This window comes from Novosphingobium sp. TK71 (genome assembly GCF_055361505.1).
The window spans coordinates 2,387,938-2,403,797 of sequence record NZ_CM143962.1 but is presented as its reverse complement, the minus strand read 5'-3'; the positions used below and the strand labels follow the sequence as shown (position 1 = coordinate 2,403,797).

The 15,860-nt window shown below is 66.6% G+C and carries 12 protein-coding genes; 5 read left to right on the top strand and 7 right to left on the bottom strand.

Translation table 11 applies throughout. The features are described from left to right. Positions 1-54: 54 nt before the first annotated feature. The 4 genes from ACXJ16_RS11195 to uvrB all read right to left on the bottom strand — a co-directional run bounded on the left by ACXJ16_RS11195 (position 55) and on the right by uvrB (position 6,952). Positions 55-1,563, bottom strand: a complete 1,509-nt coding sequence (locus ACXJ16_RS11195; RefSeq protein WP_185998112.1) for a S10 family peptidase — start codon at positions 1,561-1,563, stop codon at positions 55-57. Between the two features lie 206 nt (positions 1,564-1,769). Next, positions 1,770-3,275, bottom strand: coding sequence for a succinyl-CoA:acetate CoA-transferase ScpC (gene scpC / locus ACXJ16_RS11190; protein WP_369818239.1), 1,506 nt, complete (start codon positions 3,273-3,275; stop codon positions 1,770-1,772). A gap of 127 nt (positions 3,276-3,402) precedes the next feature. Next, positions 3,403-4,512, bottom strand: coding sequence for a helix-turn-helix transcriptional regulator (locus tag ACXJ16_RS11185; protein WP_324697937.1), 1,110 nt, complete (start codon positions 4,510-4,512; stop codon positions 3,403-3,405). Between the two features lie 250 nt (positions 4,513-4,762). Then, positions 4,763-6,952, bottom strand: coding sequence for an excinuclease ABC subunit UvrB (uvrB, locus tag ACXJ16_RS11180; protein WP_054437165.1), 2,190 nt, complete (start codon positions 6,950-6,952; stop codon positions 4,763-4,765). Positions 6,953-7,062: 110 nt separating this feature from the next. Here uvrB and ACXJ16_RS11175 point away from each other — a divergent pair, with 110 nt between their 5' ends. Together ACXJ16_RS11175 and ACXJ16_RS11170 are read left to right on the top strand one after the other, a co-directional pair. Beyond that, positions 7,063-7,623, top strand: coding sequence for a DUF3617 domain-containing protein (locus tag ACXJ16_RS11175; protein WP_324697939.1), 561 nt, complete (start codon positions 7,063-7,065; stop codon positions 7,621-7,623). Between the two features lie 88 nt (positions 7,624-7,711). Continuing rightward, positions 7,712-8,434, top strand: coding sequence for an esterase/lipase family protein (locus ACXJ16_RS11170; protein ID WP_132469446.1), 723 nt, complete (start codon positions 7,712-7,714; stop codon positions 8,432-8,434). A 9-nt stretch (positions 8,435-8,443) separates the two neighbouring features. Here the strand turns inward: ACXJ16_RS11170 and ACXJ16_RS11165 are convergent, their stop codons facing one another. The 3 genes from ACXJ16_RS11165 to ACXJ16_RS11155 all read right to left on the bottom strand — a co-directional run bounded on the left by ACXJ16_RS11165 (position 8,444) and on the right by ACXJ16_RS11155 (position 12,366). Continuing rightward, complete coding sequence (locus tag ACXJ16_RS11165; protein WP_185998110.1) at positions 8,444-9,328, bottom strand: EamA family transporter; 885 nt, start codon at positions 9,326-9,328, stop codon at positions 8,444-8,446. Positions 9,329-9,498: 170 nt separating this feature from the next. Continuing rightward, a complete protein-coding gene (locus tag ACXJ16_RS11160; RefSeq protein WP_231635835.1) occupies positions 9,499-11,334 on the bottom strand; it encodes a flavin-containing monooxygenase in 1,836 nt (611 codons plus the stop codon). 105 nt (positions 11,335-11,439) lie between these two features. Next, positions 11,440-12,366: an SDR family NAD(P)-dependent oxidoreductase gene (locus ACXJ16_RS11155; RefSeq protein ID WP_324697946.1), complete on the bottom strand. Its 927-nt coding sequence runs from the start codon at positions 12,364-12,366 to the stop codon at positions 11,440-11,442. 239 nt (positions 12,367-12,605) lie between these two features. Here ACXJ16_RS11155 and ACXJ16_RS11150 point away from each other — a divergent pair, with 239 nt between their 5' ends. Genes ACXJ16_RS11150 through ACXJ16_RS11140 form a run of 3 tightly spaced genes read left to right on the top strand, consistent with a single transcriptional unit; the run spans position 12,606 to position 15,851 of the window. Next, complete coding sequence (locus ACXJ16_RS11150) at positions 12,606-14,213, top strand: SMP-30/gluconolactonase/LRE family protein (RefSeq protein ID WP_132469438.1); 1,608 nt, start codon at positions 12,606-12,608, stop codon at positions 14,211-14,213. Positions 14,214-14,215: 2 nt separating this feature from the next. Then, positions 14,216-14,629: an EthD domain-containing protein gene (locus tag ACXJ16_RS11145; protein WP_054437160.1), complete on the top strand. Its 414-nt coding sequence runs from the start codon at positions 14,216-14,218 to the stop codon at positions 14,627-14,629. Next, positions 14,622-15,851, top strand: coding sequence for an MFS transporter (locus ACXJ16_RS11140; RefSeq protein ID WP_463920687.1), 1,230 nt, complete (start codon positions 14,622-14,624; stop codon positions 15,849-15,851). Before ACXJ16_RS11145 ends, ACXJ16_RS11140 begins: the two co-directional genes overlap by 8 nt. Positions 15,852-15,860: the final 9 nt, after the last annotated feature.

Sequence of the window (15,860 nt, the reverse complement as noted above, 5' to 3'; positions counted from 1 at the left end):
CCGGGCGGCAGAAAACGGGGCTGCGGGATCGTCCGCAGCCCCGTTTTTCTTGCGTCACGACGCCGCGCGGTAGCTTTCGAGGATATCGCGGCGGAGCGCCGCGCCGCTGTCCGTGCGCGAGTAGAACATGTGCCCGCCGGGGTACATGTGCAGTCGCACGCGGTCCGGGCGGCCGAACTGCGGCATCTGCGACATGATCAGGCGCGAACCGAAGTAGGGGCACGAGAGATCGTCCCAGCCGTGAACGATATCGACGGTCATCTTCGGGTCGATCGAGATCGCCTGGCGCAGGTCCTTGACCGGATTGTCGCTGTCGTCGCGTTCCCAGGCGTTGTTCACTTCATAGGACAGCGCGTTGTAGCGCGCATCGACCTTCCAGCCGACCTGACGCGTCACGAAGTCCACCATCGCCGAAGTCGTCGGCGCGATCAGGGTGGTCAGCAGCGGGTCGCTGTACTGCGGGCGGGCGCTGGCCGGAAAGGGGTCGTAGGCGGTGAAGTTGGAATCGTAGACCGAACCGACAAGACCCTGGTCGCGGCGGATTTCGCGCAAGTAGGTGCCGATATCCACGCGGCCGTCCATGCGGCGCACGAGGGCCGGATCGAGCCCGGTCAGTTCCGCCACTTTGGCCGAGAGGCGGTCGGTCGCGGCCTTGTCCTGCGGGCCGGCCAGGAAGTCCTGCACGTACTGGGTGCGGATGTACTGTTCGACGGGGGCCATCGAAGCCTCGCTCAGGTTGCCCTGACGTTCGAAGTGGCCTGCGACCATGGCGGGCAGGTTGATCATCCAGGGCAGCGGCGAAAGCGCGTCGTCCTCGCCGATGGCGGGCGGATCGAGATAGGGCGAAACCAGCGTCATGCCCGAGATGCCCACGCCCATCTGCGTCTGCAGGTAATAGGCCAGGCGCGGCACGCGGTAGCCGCCGTAGCTCTCGCCCGAAAGGTACTTGCGGCTGGTCAGGCGGCCGTTCTGGTTCAGCCAGTCGTAGACCACGCGGCTGAGGTACTTGATGTCGTTCTCGGAGGTGTAGAACGCCTTCTTGGTCTCCTCGGCATCGACGCGGCTGCGCGAGAAGCCGGTGCCGATCGGGTCGATGAAGACGAGGTCGGTGAAGTCCAGCCACGAGTTCGGGTTGTCATGCAGCACCGCCGGATCGGACGGGGCATCGCCCTGCGCGCCGAACTGGACGCGCTTGGGGCCGATGGCGCCGAGGTTCAGGTAGACCGAGGCCGCGCCGGGGCCGCCGTTGAAGGCGAAGGTCACGGGGCGCGAAGTGGGCGCGCCGGGCACGGTGTAGGCGGTGTAGACCACCTCGCCGATCGTCTTGCCCTTCTCGTCCTTGATCGGCAGCGCGCCGACGGTGGCGACGTAATTCACGGTCTTGCCGCCGATCACCGCGCTCTGCTTGATCGACTTGGGCGCGGGCAGCATGGGGAGTTCGTCGCCCTTCGCATCGTCGCCCTTCTTCGCTTCGGCGCTGTCGGCGGGCTTTTCGGCCGCGAAGGCCGGGAACGAAGTGGCGGCGAGAACCATGGCCAGGCAGGCCAGCGAAACTTTGCGCATGAAAGGAACGACCCCTTTTGGACTGCGCCCGAACGGGCGCTCATGGGGCGATACCTAGAACTCGAAGATAGTATACGACAAGGGTTCGGACCGGAAAAAATGGTGCCTGGCCCGTCCTGCCTTCCGGGGATTGGCCATGGGTTAAGCCATCGAAAGGCAGGGCAGGCCAGGCGTTCGGACGGCTCGGGGGTGCCGTCCGAAACCGTTCAGGGCAGCATCGATCCCGTCTCGATGAAGCGCTGGTGCCAGGACAGCGCCTCGCCCGGCAGCGAGGGCGACTGGAGGCCGTAGGAGCCCTTGAGCGCGCGGGCGTAATAGTCTTCCAGCAGCGGGCGATAGTCCGGGTGCGCGCAGTTGGCGATGATGACCTTGGCGCGCTCCCGCGGGCTGAGGCCGCGAAGGTCAGCCAGGCCCTGCTCGGTGACGATCACCTGCACGTCCTGGTTGATGTGATCGACATGGCTGGCCTGCGGCACGATGGCCGAGATCTTGCCGCCCTTGGCGGTGGAGGGCGTCATGAAGATCGAGATATAGGCATTGCGCGCGAAATCGCCCGAACCGCCGATGCCGTTCTGGATGCGCGAACCCATGACGTGGGTGGAATTCACGGCGCCGTAGATGTCCGCCTCGATCAGCCCGTTCATGGCGATGCAGCCGAGACGGCGGATCAGTTCGGGGTGGTTGGAGATTTCCTGCGGGCGCAGGATCATCTTGTCGCGGTAGCGGTGCATGTCCGCATTGACGCGCGCGGCAGCCTCGGGGCTCAGAGAGAAGGCGGTGGCCGAGGCCATGCGCAGCTTGCCGGAATCCAGCAGGTCCAGCATGCCGTCCTGGATCACTTCGGTGTAGGAAGTCAGCGCATCGAACGGCGAATCCACAAGGCCGGTCAGCACGGCATTGGCGATATTGCCCACGCCCGACTGGATCGGCAGCAGCGCCGAAGGCAGGCGGCCCAGCTTCACTTCGTGGCTCAGGAATTCGAGGATGTGGCCGGCGATCGCCCTGGCCTTCTCGTCCGGCGGGCTGAACGGGGCGTTGCGGTCCGGCCGGTCGGTCTCGACCACGGCGACGACCTTGGCGGGATCGACCTTGAGGTAGGGTTCGCCGATGCGGTCATCGGGCTTCACCAGCGGGATCGGCACGCGCGCGGGCGGCAGGGCGGTGCCGTAATAGATGTCGTGCATGCCCTCCAGCGCCTCGTTCTGCCACGAATTCACTTCGAGGATCACCTTGGAGGCGCGGTCGAGCCAGGTCTTGTTGTTGCCCACCGAGGAGGAGGGGATCAGGCTGCCGTCGGCGCGGATGCCGGCCACTTCGATCACCGCGGTGTCGAGCGGGCCGAGGAAGCCCTGCCAGGCCATCGGCGCGACCTGCGACAAGTGCATGTCGAAGTAGTTCATCTCGCCCTTGTTGATGCGTTCGCGGGCGATGGGATCGGAATTGTAGGGCAGGCGGAATTCGATGCCGTCGGCCTTGGCCAGCGCGCCGTCGAGCTCGGGGCCGGTCGAGGCGCCGGTCCACATGCGCACCTTGAAGGCGCGGCCCGCCGCGTGTTCGGCCTCGATATGGGCGGCAAGGGCAAGCGGCACGGCCTTGGGATAACCCGAGCCGGTAAAGCCGCTCATGCCCACGGCGGTGCCGCTTTCGATCAGGCGCGCGGCCTCTTCTGCCGGCATGACCTTGGAGCGAAGCTCGGGACTCTCAATGCGCATGGGCATCCTCTTCGTTTCTGAATGACGTTGGAAGCGCCAGTCGGCCTCCGGGGGCGACGAATCCAGTGCAAAGTCCAAACACACGGTTGCGGCGGATGCATGACAGAAACCGCCTGGTCCGTTCCCGTTATCGCGACACCATTTCTATCACCGATCCTGCCGTGGCGACCAGTTCCGCCTCGCGATTGACGCCGCATTTCTGGAAGATCGTGCGCAACTGGGCCACCACGGTCTGGACGCTGACGTTTCTCATTCCGGCGATGATCTGCCGCGAATGGCCCTGCGCCAGCAACATGACGACTTCGGCTTCGGCCATGGTCAGCTTCAGGGCGTCTGCCAGCCGCTGCGGCGGGACATTGGCGGGCGTGATCGGCGCGCGCAGCGTGACGATCACGCGCGGCGCGAAACCGAAGGTCCAGTCCTGCCGCGGCAGGGTGCGGACGTCGAGCAGAACCGGGCCTTCGTCGGCATGCAGCCAGAGATCGGCCGGTCCGGTGCGGGTGCCGGCAAGGGCCGCGCCGATCTGCGTCTGGAGCGCAAGGTCCACGTCCTGCCGCGCGGCGCGAAGCACCCTGGCGCGGACCTGCAGCGTTCGTGGGCCCAGCAGGTCGCGGGCGGCACCAGTCATTCCACAGACCTTGCCCACCGCGTCGAGAAGGATCGCGGCGCTGCTCATGGCTTCGAGCGATCCTTGCAGGAGCGCCGCGCCCTGATGCTCTATGGAATCCTGAAGCCGGATGGCGTCCAGCACGGTCGGCCCGATCCGGGCGAAGACCTCGCGCTGGGCCTCGGTCGTCGGGCCATCCCGGGTGCCATGCAGCGCGGCGATCCCGAACAGTACGCCGGGTCGCTGGCTCAGCACCATCTGGACGCCGAATTCGGCATCGTGGCGGCGCACATAGTCGAGATAGCTCTCATTGGTGGAAACGGCGCGCGCCGCCGCGTAATGCGCTTCCCATGACAGTTCGAGCGGCGGGCGCGTGGCGGCGACCCTGTAGTTCACGTCGGGCCGGTAACCGCCGATCGAGACGAACTCGTCGATGAAGGTCTGGTCGCTGTCCGTCACCCAGTTGAAGGCGGTGTTACGGTCACCCAGCGCCAGAAGCTGCGCGCGCGAGGAGCCGGTTTCACTGGCAAGCGCCTTCAGCGCCTTGTCCCACCCCGCATCCTCGAACGGTGCGCGCGTGAAAAGCTCCGCAAGATCGCCTGCGCGAGACTGGTCCCTGTCAATGCCCACAAACGATATCATGGGGCGGGTAACAGTACTTAACAAGTACCGTTATGCGATGGATCTTCCGGGAAAGTACCATGAACATGGTATGCCGCCGCCCTGGAATCAGTACAGGATAACCCTGCGACCCGAAGGATCGGCGACAAGCCATCCTGACACTGCCCGGGACCTGTTCTTCAGGCTCCCGGGCATTTTGCCATCCGGCATCGGCGGATGCGCGGATGAGCAATCCCGTCTTCCGTGAACCGGCCTTGCCTCAGCTGCCCCACCGCTTTTTCTGGGATTTTCCATAGCGCGTCTTGCGCGTCCCCGGCTTGCCCTCGTTGCTGCGGCCGACGATCGGGGCTTTCTTGTGATCGTCAGGAATGCCGAGTTCGCTGGCTTCCAGGCGGCGAATCTCGTCGCGCAGGCGGCCGGCTTCCTCGAATTCGAGGTCGGCTGCGGCATTGCGCATCTTCTGTTCGAGTTCCTCGATATAAGCGCGCAAGTTGTGGCCGACGAGATTGTTCTGCCCTTCCGCGTCGATGTCGATCAGCACGCCGTCGCGGCTGGCGGTGTCCGCCACGATATCGGCGATGCGGCGCTTGATCGTCTGCGGGGTGATGCCGTGCTCGGTGTTGTATTCTTCCTGGCGCGTGCGGCGGCGGTCGGTTTCGGCGATGGCGCGTTCCATCGATCCGGTCATGCGGTCGGCATAGAGGATCACGCGGCCATCCACGTTGCGCGCGGCGCGGCCGATGGTCTGGATCAGCGAGGTTTCGCTGCGCAGGAAGCCTTCCTTGTCGGCATCGAGGATGCAGACCAGCCCGCATTCGGGAATGTCGAGCCCCTCGCGAAGGAGGTTGATGCCCACCAACACATCGTAGACCCCCATGCGCAGGTCGCGGATGAGTTCGATGCGTTCCAGCGTCTCGACGTCGCTGTGCATGTAGCGCACGCGCACGCCGGCCTCGTGCATGAATTCGGTGAGATCCTCCGCCATGCGCTTGGTGAGGGTGGTGACGAGGGTGCGATAGCCGCGCTCCGCCGTGGTCTTGCATTCGACGATGCAGTCCTGCACCTGATCCTCGACCGGGCGGATCTCCACCGGCGGGTCGATCAGGCCGGTAGGGCGGATCACCTGTTCGGCGAAGACGCCGCCGCTCTGGTCCATCTCCCAGTGGCCGGGCGTGGCCGAGACGGCGATGGTCTGCGGGCGCATCGCATCCCATTCGTTGAAGCGCAGCGGGCGGTTGTCGATGCAGCTGGGCAGGCGGAAGCCGTATTCGGCAAGGGTGATCTTGCGGCGGTGATCGCCCTTCGACATGGCGCCGATCTGCGGCACCGTCTGGTGGCTTTCGTCCACGAACAGCAGGGCATTGTCCGGCAGGTATTCGAACAGCGTCGGCGGCGGTTCGCCCGGCATGCGGCCGGTGAGGAAGCGCGAATAGTTCTCGATCCCCGCGCAACTGCCAGTGGCGGCGATCATCTCGAGGTCGAAATTGGTGCGCTGCTCCAGCCGCTGGGCTTCCAGCAGGCGGCCCTCGGCTTCCAGTTCCTTCAGACGCTCGGTCAGTTCGAAGCGGATCGCCTCGCTGGCCTGCTTCATCGTCGGCCCGGGCGTGACATAGTGCGAGTTCGCGTAGACCCGCACTTTTTCGAGCGCGGAGCCCTTCTTGCCGGTGAGCGGATCGAATTCGGCGATTTCCTCGATCTCGTCCCCGAAGAACGAGATGCGCCAGGCGGTGTCCTCAAGGTGGGAGGGGAACAGTTCCAGGTTGTCCCCGCGCACGCGGAAGGTGCCGCGCGTGAAGGCCGCATCGTTGCGCTTGTACTGGAGGGCGACCAGCTTGCGGATGATCTCGCGCTGGTCCTGCGTGTCGCCGGTCTTGAGGTCGAAGATCATGGCCGAGTACGTCTCGACCGAGCCGATGCCGTAAAGGCACGAGACCGAGGCGACGATGATCACGTCGTCCCGCTCCAGCAATGCCCGCGTGGCCGAGTGGCGCATCCGGTCGATCGCCTCGTTCACCGAGCTTTCCTTCTCGATGTAGGTGTCCGACCGGGCGACATAGGCCTCTGGCTGGTAATAGTCGTAGTAGGAGACGAAATACTCGACCGCGTTTTCGGGGAAGAAGTCCTTCATTTCGGCATAGAGCTGCGCGGCGAGGATCTTGTTCGGCGCCAGGATCAGCGCCGGGCGCTGCAGTTCCTCGATCACCTTGGCCATGGTGAAGGTCTTGCCCGAGCCGGTGACGCCCAGCAGCACCTGCGTCTTCTCGCCCTCTTCCGCGGTCGAGACGAGGTCGGCGATGGCGGTGGGCTGGTCGCCGTTGGGTTCGTATTCGGAAACGACCTTGAACGGCCTGCCCGGCATCGACTTGTCGGGACGCTGCGGTTTGTGAGGGACGAACGTGCCCGAGGTGTCCGGTTCCTCAAGGCCCCGGCGAATGATCAGTTCTGCCATGGGAGAACATATGGGGTATATGCCACGCGCCCGCAATGAGTCGTTGGCAGTGACGACGCGCCGATGGTACCCCGCTCACATCCGGGGATGGTGCGAAGGATCAAGGCGAGATGAAGCGATACGTGACGATGACCGCGGCGATCGGTCTGGCAATGCTGGCTGCCGGTTGCGGTTCGAAGGACTCCGGCCACGAGGCCGAGGGCGCGAAATCGATCGACGAGGTGAAGCAGGAAGCCGCCAAGCTGGATCGTCCCAAGCCCGGCCAGTACAGCCAGAAGATCGCGGTTACCGGGATCGACCTGCCGGGAATGCCGAAGGAAACCGTCGACCAGATGAAGGCGATGCTGGCCAAGGAGAAGGTCAGCGAGTTCTGCCTGACCAAGGAACAGTCCGACAAAGGCTACCGCGACATGTTCGAGAGCGTCGATAAGGACAAGGAATGCGCTTATTCGCGCTTCACCGTTGATGGCGGCAAGCTCGATGCCCAGATGAACTGCACGGCGAAGGACGGCGGCAAGGCGGTCATGACGCTGAACGGCAAGGTGGCCGAGGACAGTTCGGACATCACCGTGGCCATGGACATGACGGGAACCGCGCAGGGCGCCCAGAACGGACAGATGAAGATGACGATGCACATGACGACCACGCGGGTCGGCGACTGCAAGGAGTGAAGGCGGCAGGGATGACAGCATGTCGGCGGTCGATCGGACAGGAGTCCGCAGGGGCGTGAACGGTCCGGCCCCCCGGCAGTTCGGCGTCATGCGCAGCGCCATCGCGCGCCGCGCGGCGCTGGCGCGCGAACCGCATCCCGAAGGCGTCCGCAAGCCGTCGCTGCGCCTGTTCCTGGCGGAACTCGCGTCTCTCCGCAGCCGCGGCGCGAAGCTGCTCGGCGTCGAGAAAGCGCTTCATCCCCAGCCGGTCATGCTGCTTCCCGGCTTCGGCGCCCATCCCAACCGGATGAAGCCGATGGCCGAGGCCCTCGCCCAGGCCGGGCATGACGTGCACGAATGGGGGCTCGGCTTCAACTTCGGCCCCAACCAGACCAACTTCGAGTTCCTGATGCGCCGCGTCGGCGCGCTGGCGCGGCGGCACCGGGCGCCTGTCACGCTGGTCGGCTGGAGCCTGGGGGGCCTGTTCGCCCGCGAGATCGCCCGCCGCGAGCCGGACAGCGTGGGCAAGGTGGTGACGATGGGCACGCCTTTTTCCGGCGATCCGCGCGCCAACAATGCCTGGCGGGCCTATCAGGTGGTCACCGGCCATTCGGTGGACGCACCGCCGATCGACTGCGATTTCGCCGCGAAGCCGCCCGTACCGACCATCGCATTGTGGAGCCCGCGCGACGGGGTGATTCATCCGCGCTCCGCCTGCGGATGGCCGCACGAGCGCGACCGCGCCGTGGCCATCCGGTGTTCGCACCTCGGGTTCGCCAGCGATCCGCGCGCGATAGCCGAAGTGCTGCGGCAGCTCGATATCGAGGGCTGAGGCGGCGGTTCAGGCCATCGCCTCGTCGCGGGGGCTTGCCACGGGGGACCGGGCGGCGAGCGAACAGCCGGCGCTTGCCGCGATCATCATTGCCACCGCCAGCCATTGCAGCCCGGTCAGTCGCTCTCCCAGAACCGCGAAGCCGACGATCGCGCCGAGTGCGGGGGCCATGCTGCTGAGCAGGCCGACGATCCGGCTGGGGAGCTGCGTCATCGCCCGCATTTCAAGCATGTAGGGCAAGGCGCTGGACAGGATCGCGACCACGAACCCGAGACCGAGCGCGGGCAGCGGCAGGCTGGCCGGGGCCGAAGCGATCCCGAAGGGCACGGTGACGAGGCAGGCCACCGTCATCCCGATGGAAACCGCCGTCGAACTGCCGACTTGCGCTGCGCGTTTTCCGCAAAGGATATAGAGCGCCCAGCAGGCCGCCGCACCAAGCGCGAAGCCGATCCCGGCCAGATCGAGCGGGGCGGCGCGTCCCGGCCAGGGGATCAGCAGCGCCAGTCCGCCGAGCGCCAGGCCGAGCCAGAGAAAGTCCCGCAGCGAACGCGAGGTCGCCAGGACCACGCCGAGCGGTCCGCAAATCTCGATGGCAACGCCAATGCCAATGGGGATGCGCCGGAACGCCCAGTAGATCATCAGGTTCATGCCGCCCAGCACGAGCCCGTAGACCAGCAGCCAGCCCAGTTGCCGCCCGCTCATGCGGCTGCGCCAGGGGCGGGCTATGGCCAGCAGGATCACGGCCGAAATCGCGGTGCGCAGGGCGGCGACGCCTTCCGGCCCGACGATCGGGAACAGGCTCTTGGCGAAAGCGGCGCCGAGATTGATCGAGGCCTGCGCCACGACGATGGAGAGGCCGGCAAGAAGGGCGGTGCGGTCGGTCGGCGCGGTCATGTCGGCGGCGATGCCCGCGCCGGCCGGCCTCGGCAAGTGCGGAGTTCGGCGTTACGCCGGTTCCGTCCGGGAATTGCCGCCGCCGCCGGCACCATCGCCGCCGCGTCGGGCAAATGCTGGCCGGGGGCGGGCGAAACCCGCGCCCCCGGCCGGAAAGGGCTATTCGAGAATCAGGCCTCGAACCTTACCCCGTCCAGTTCCTTGCTGCCGCGCCAGTCGGCCAGCATGTCGCGGAAGGCGTCCCAGCCGGGCAGATACCCGCGGAACAGGGCCCACTTCAGTTCCTTGTCGCCCTCGTTGTTGAAGTAGCTGGGCGTGCAGTCGTTCTGGAAGCCGGACATGTCGACTTCGTTTTCCTTGCAGTGCGCGCAGTAGCCTTCGACGCCTTCCCTGGTGGCGGCGACGGTGCTGGCGCCGCGGCGCAGGGTTTCGCCCACCATGAAGCCGATGTGCTCCGCCTGGCGGCCGAACTGCTCGGTGGTGGAGGAGTTCGTGGCGCCCTGGATATAGCCCATGTAGAACATCGCCGGGAATTCGTCGGTGATCACGCCGTGGAACGTGCTCGCGCCGTTGGTCCAGTGGTCGTAGATCGACTTGCCGCCGCGTCCTTCGACGGTGTCGATGCCCCAGCGGCGCTTGAGGTCGGAGGTGACTTCGAAGCCGGAGGCGAAGATCATCAGGTCAACCTCGTGCTCCACGCCATCGGCGATGAAGCCCTTCTCGGTCATCCGTTCCACGCCCTGGGTGCCCGAAACGTCGATCAGCGTGACGTTGGGCTGGTTGAAGGTCGGGTAGAACTCGTTGTTGGAAAGCGGCCGCTTGCACATGAAGCGGAACCACGGCTTGAGCTTCTCGGCCGTTTCCTCGTCCTGCACGATGGCATCGACGCGGCGGCGCAGGCGTTCCATCACCTGGAAGTCCACGACTTCGCGGCGATCCATGAACTCCAGCGGATCGAGCGCGGGCCAGCCTTCCTCCGCCAGTTCGACGGCGAGGTTGCGGCTGATCTCGGTCCAGATGTCGCAGATCAGGTCAGGCTCGCCCGGCAGGAAGAACTGCTGCGCGGCGCGGTGGAAGTTCGCCATGCGCTCCTGCTGCCAGCCCGGCGCGAGCGAGGCGGCCCAGTCCGGGTCGGTCGGCGGATTGGGGCGTTCGTCGATATTCGACGGCGTGCGCTGGAGCACGAAGAGATGCTTGGCGTACTTGCCGAGGTAGGGCACCGCCTGCACGGCGGTTGCCCCGGTGCCGACGATGGCGACGCGCTTGTCCTTGAGCTTTTCCAGCTCCGGCGCGGTCCACGAACCGCCGGTGTAGTCATGCTCCCAGCGGCTGGTGTGGAACATCTTGCCCTTGAAGTCGTGGATGCCGGGGATGCCGGGCAGCTTGGGCATGTTCATCACACCGCCGGCCATGACCACGAACCGGGCGCGAATGTCGTCGCCGCGGTTGGTCTTCACGTGCCAGCGCTTGATGCTTTCGTCCCACTGGATCGAGGTGACGAGCGTGTGGAACAGCGCCTTGTCCACGAGGTCGAACCGCTCGGCCATGTCCTGGCAGTACTGCTGGATTTCCCAGCCGTCCGAGAACTTCTTGCTGGGCATGAAGCCCGTCTCTTCCAGCAGCGGCAGGTAGCAGTAGGCGTCGTTGTCGCACTGCACGCCGGGATAGCGGTTCCAGTACCACACGCCGCCGAAGCCGCCGGCGTGATCGATGTTGCGCACGTTGGAAACGCCCTGCTTGTGGAGGTGGTAGCCGGCCAGAATGCCCGAGAAACCGGCACCGAGGATGGCGACGTCCAGATCCTCGACGATCGGCTCACGCTCGGCCACCGGGGTGAAGGGATCGTGGGCGTAATTGTCGGAAAAGTCTTCGGTGGGCCGCACGTACTGCTCGCCGCCCTCGCGCCGCATGCGCTTGTCGCGCTCCTGGCGATACTTGGCCTTCAGCGCCGGGATGTCGAGTTCCTCGGGGCTTGGCACGTCGGTCTTGAGGCAGGTCATTTCCATCGAATGGGCATCCTCTTGGGTGGCGACTCTGCTCCGGTCGCCCGTTGCTGCCGAATCTGGCGCAGCCGGCAGTTAGTTGTCAACAATGTTGTTCATTAAGCCCGGTCACGCATCGGCGCCCGCCGTCGCCATCCGGAACGAGTAGCCGATGTGATCGACATGCCCGTGCAGCCCGAAATCGAGCACTTCGGACTTGTCGCGGAAGGCATCGGAAGCGGCGGCCACGTCCTCGATCGTCCACTCCGGGCGATAGACGCCGCGCGTCTCCGCCACGAACATGCGCGCCACGCGGCCCGCCATCGAGGCGAAGGTCTCTCCGGTGACCGGGCATTGCTCGTGCGAGAGCCAGCCGACCACCGGCGCCACGAGTTCGGGGTCCATCGGCGGATACTGCGAAATGTCGAGCCCCTCGGCCATGCGCGTCACCGCGCCGGGCACGATCACGTTGCACTTCACGTTGTGCGCCTCGCCCTCGAGCGCGGCGATGTTGGAGAGGCCCAGCATCGCCGACTTCGACATGCCGTAGTTCACGCAGTTGAGGTTGCCGTAGAGCCCGCCGACCGAACTGGTCAGAACGATGCGCCCGTAACCGGCATCGCACATCGGCCCGAACGCGGCCTGCACGACGTGGAAGGCGCCGAGCAGGTGAACGTCGAGCACGGCGTGAAGGTCTGCGGCGGAAAGCTCGCGGATCGAGCCGTAGCGCACGTTCCCGGCATTGTGGACCAGCACGTCGATCCGGCCCCATTGGTCCAGCGCGGCCTGGACGATGGCCTTGCCGCCTTCGGGGGTGGAGACGGAATCGGTATTGGCGATGGCCTCGCCGCCCGCTGCCACGATCTCGTCCACCACGCTCTGCGCCACGCTCTCGTCGGCGCCGGGTGCATCGAGGTCGCCCCGGATCGCGCCGCCCAGATCGTTGACCACCACTTTGGCCCCGCGCGCCGCCAGCAGCAGCGCATAGGCCCGGCCAAGGCCGCGGCCGGCTCCGGTAATTACCGCCACGCGGCCGTCAAAGCGCATCTCTTCCATGGAACTCTCCCGGCCGACCGTCCCTGATCGGGGTGGTCTCTTTTCCATCTGTCGATCGAATATGCGTACAGGGCGGGGCGGGGCAATCGAACAAAGCCGCGCCAACGTCGCCGGGGCGATAGTGCGCGTTCCCAGGCGCTTCGTCCCGGTCACCGCGTTGCCTGCCCCGGACACGCTGGATAGGCTCGGCGCGCAAAAGAACGGCCGCAGCAGGGCCGGACGAGAGGACATTCTTGACGATGCTCGAACCCGCAGGACGCAATCACGGCGTCGTCTCCGCCCGCCCGGCCGAAGGCTGGACGCTGCACCGGCTGACCCCGCCTTCGCGCCTCAACGGCGCCAACGGCCTGCGCACGGGCGCCGATGGGCGCATCTATGTGGCGCAAGTCGCGGGCAGCCGCGTTTCGGCGATCGATCCCGACAGCGGCGCGGTGGAAGTGGTGAGCGAGATGGGCGGCGCGATCACCGCCCCGGACGATCTCGTGTTCGACGATGCGGGCAATCTCTACGCCACCGAGATCACCGAAGGCCGCGTTTCGGTTCTGCGTCCGGACGGCAGCAGCGCCGTGATCGCGGACCTGCCGGTGGCCAACCCGATCACCTTTTCGCAAGGCCGCCTGATCGCGGCGGGCTGCCACATCGGCGCGCAAGTCGTCGAACTGGACCGCGAGGGCGGCGGCGCGCGGGTGATTGCCGATAACGTGCCGATGCCCAATGCCTTCGAGGTCGGCCCCGACGGCAAGCTCTACATGCCGGTGATGGGCGCCAACGCGATCTGGCGGGTCGATCTTGACGGGCGCGGCGAGCCGGAAGTGGTCTGCGGCGACCTTGGCGTGCCGGATTCGCTGAAATTCGACGCGCAGGGCATGATCGTCTCCACCCAGGTCGCCAGCGGCCAGGTGCTGCGGATCGATCCGCGTACCGGCGAGAAGACGGTGCTGGCCGATATCGGCGCGGGGCTGGACAATTGCACTTTCGTGGGGGACCGCCTGTTCGTCTCGCACATCCTGGGCTCGATCCATGAGATCACCACGCCCCGAAGCGCGGGCGGGCTGGTGAAGCCGCTGGTCGAGAAGGGCCTGCAATGGCCGCTCGACGTGGCGATGGGCGAGGACGGCGTGCTGTGGATCGCCGACGGCGGCTTCGTCTTCTCGCTGCGCGCGGGCGAGATGGCCAAGCTGGAAGGCATGTTGTTCAGCCCGAATTTCCCCGGCTACTCGCGCGGGGTCGTTGCGGCGGGGGCAGGAACGATGATCGTCACCACCGCCAATGGCGATGTGGCCAGGTTCCACCCCGCCGGCCCGGCGAGCGAGGTTCTGGCGAGCGGTTTCGACCAGTTGATGGGTGTGGCGCTGGCCCCTTCGGGCGCGGTGGTCTTCGCGGAATATGGCACCGGCAAGGTCCATTCGGCCGATGGCGGGCGGGTCGAGGAACTGGCCTCCGGGCTGGACCGGCCCAAGGGCGTCGCCGTTGCCGGGGACGGTACCGTCTATGTGGCCGAAAGCGGAGCGGGCCGGGTGGTCAGGCTGGTCGGCGGGCGCACCGAAACGGTGCTCGACGATCTCGTCCGGCCCGAAGGACTGGCCGTGCGCGACGGCATCGTCACCGTGCTCGACGTGAAGCGGCGGGAGGTCGTGCAGTGCGACCTGTCCGGCGGCGCGCGGCAGGTGATCGCCTCGGACCTGCCGGTAGGCACGCCCGAAGGCACCGATCCCCGGCCGCTCGGCGGGGTCGGCGACATGTGCGGGCCGATGGGCAACATGACCGGGCTCGATGTGGGGCCGGACGGCACGGTGTGGATCTGCGCCGATCTCGAAGGCAGCGTCCTGGCGCTGAGGAAGGCCTAATCATGCTCAAGCAGCTCTGCTTTTTCCGCAAGCGCGCCGACATGACCATGGACGCGTTCATGGACTACTATGAAAACCAGCATTCGCAGCTCTCGAAGAAGATGGGCGCGGCGCCGGCGATCCCCGGCGCGGTGCGCTACGTCCGGCGCTATCTGGTGCCGGAGAAGAACCCGATCACCGGCGAGATCCACGATCCCGGCTATGACTGCGTGATGGAAATCTGGTGGAACAGCCGCGAGGACTTCGAACGCTCGCAGGCGATCATCAGCGATCCCGCGCGCCGGCCGATGACAATGGCGGACGAGGAGAAACTCTTCGCCGGCCACGCCAATCCGGTCTGCACCTGCATCGAATACGATTCGCCGATGGGCCCGAACGGCGAGCCCACGCGGGTGGAGCTTTCCTACGGTGACTGAGGCGGCATCGGCTCGGCAGGAGTGGGCGAGATACGGGCTGGTGCCGGTGGCGGCCGGGCTCGGCTATGCCACCAGCGTGATCCATATCTACGGCATCGGACCGTATATCGGCCCGGTGGCCGAAGCGATGGGCTGGAGCCGCACCGAAGTGACCTTCGGGCTCACCATCGCAACCCTGGTGCAGGCCGTGGGCGGCGTGTTCATCGGCCTTGCGGTCGACCGGTTCGGTCCGCGCAGGTTCGGGGTGATCGGCGCGGTGCTGCTGACGCTGGCCTTCGCGCTGCTCGGCACGGTGGGGGCAAGCCTTTCGCAGTGGTACCTGCTGTGGGGCCTGATCGCGATGGTCTCGCTGCCGGTGCAGGCTTCGGTCTGGACCAGCGCGGTGGCTTCGCGCTTCGAACTTTCGCGCGGGCTGGCCCTGGCGGTGACGCTTTGCGGCGCCTCCATCGCGGCGGGCCTGTTCCCGATCCTGGGGACATGGGCGATCAGGACTTTCGGCTGGCGGCTGGCCTTTGCGGTTCACGGCGGGCTGTGGTTCCTCCTCGCCTTCCCGGCGATCCTCATGTTCTTCCGCGGCGCGCACGATCGCAGCAGGGCCGCCAAGGCACCGGTCCGGCGCGATTTGCCCGGCGCTTCGCTGGGCGAAGGGCTGCGCTCCAGCGTCTACCACCGCCTGTTCGCGGCAAGCCTGCTGTTCACGTTCACGATCATCGCCCTGGTCGTCCACTTCGTCTCGATCCTGGGAGACCGGGGGGCGGACCCGATGACGGCGGCGGCCATCGCCTCGTTCGTCGGCTGGTTCTCGCTGGCGGGGCGGCTGGGCACGGGCGTCCTGCTCGATCGTTTCCCGGCTTCGCTGGTCGGCGCGGCGGTGTTCCTGCTGCCGGTGGCGGGCTGCAGCCTGTTGCTGGGTTCCGGCACTTCGCTGGCGGCGCTGGCGCTGGCCTCGGCGCTGATCGGCCTGACCCTGGGGGCCGAGATCGACGTCGTCGTCTACCTCATCACCCGGCATTTCGGGCTTCGGAACTTCGGCGGCCTCTATGGCGGGGTGCTGGCGGCGCTGTCGATCGGCACGGCCATCGGTCCGCTCGCGGCGGCGGTGATCCACGACCGGACGGGAAGCTACGAGAGCTTCCTCTGGCTGGCGATCGGCATGATGGCGGCAAGCAGTCTGGCGATCGGCACGCTGCCGCGCCGCAGCCTCGCTTTCGCGCCGGCGTGAACGCGGTAG

Coding starts and splice junctions, on each gene's coding strand:
- ACXJ16_RS11195 (WP_185998112.1), bottom strand. CDS start 1,563: ATGCGCAAAGTTTCGCTGGCCTGCCTGGCCATGGTTCTCGCCGCCACT.
- scpC (WP_369818239.1), bottom strand. CDS start 3,275: ATGCGCATTGAGAGTCCCGAGCTTCGCTCCAAGGTCATGCCGGCAGAA.
- uvrB (WP_054437165.1), bottom strand. CDS start 6,952: ATGGCAGAACTGATCATTCGCCGGGGCCTTGAGGAACCGGACACCTCG.
- ACXJ16_RS11175 (WP_324697939.1), top strand. CDS start 7,063: ATGAAGCGATACGTGACGATGACCGCGGCGATCGGTCTGGCAATGCTG.
- ACXJ16_RS11170 (WP_132469446.1), top strand. CDS start 7,712: ATGCGCAGCGCCATCGCGCGCCGCGCGGCGCTGGCGCGCGAACCGCAT.
- ACXJ16_RS11165 (WP_185998110.1), bottom strand. CDS start 9,328: ATGACCGCGCCGACCGACCGCACCGCCCTTCTTGCCGGCCTCTCCATC.
- ACXJ16_RS11160 (WP_231635835.1), bottom strand. CDS start 11,334: ATGGAAATGACCTGCCTCAAGACCGACGTGCCAAGCCCCGAGGAACTC.
- ACXJ16_RS11155 (WP_324697946.1), bottom strand. CDS start 12,366: ATGGAAGAGATGCGCTTTGACGGCCGCGTGGCGGTAATTACCGGAGCC.
- ACXJ16_RS11150 (WP_132469438.1), top strand. CDS start 12,606: ATGCTCGAACCCGCAGGACGCAATCACGGCGTCGTCTCCGCCCGCCCG.
- ACXJ16_RS11145 (WP_054437160.1), top strand. CDS start 14,216: ATGCTCAAGCAGCTCTGCTTTTTCCGCAAGCGCGCCGACATGACCATG.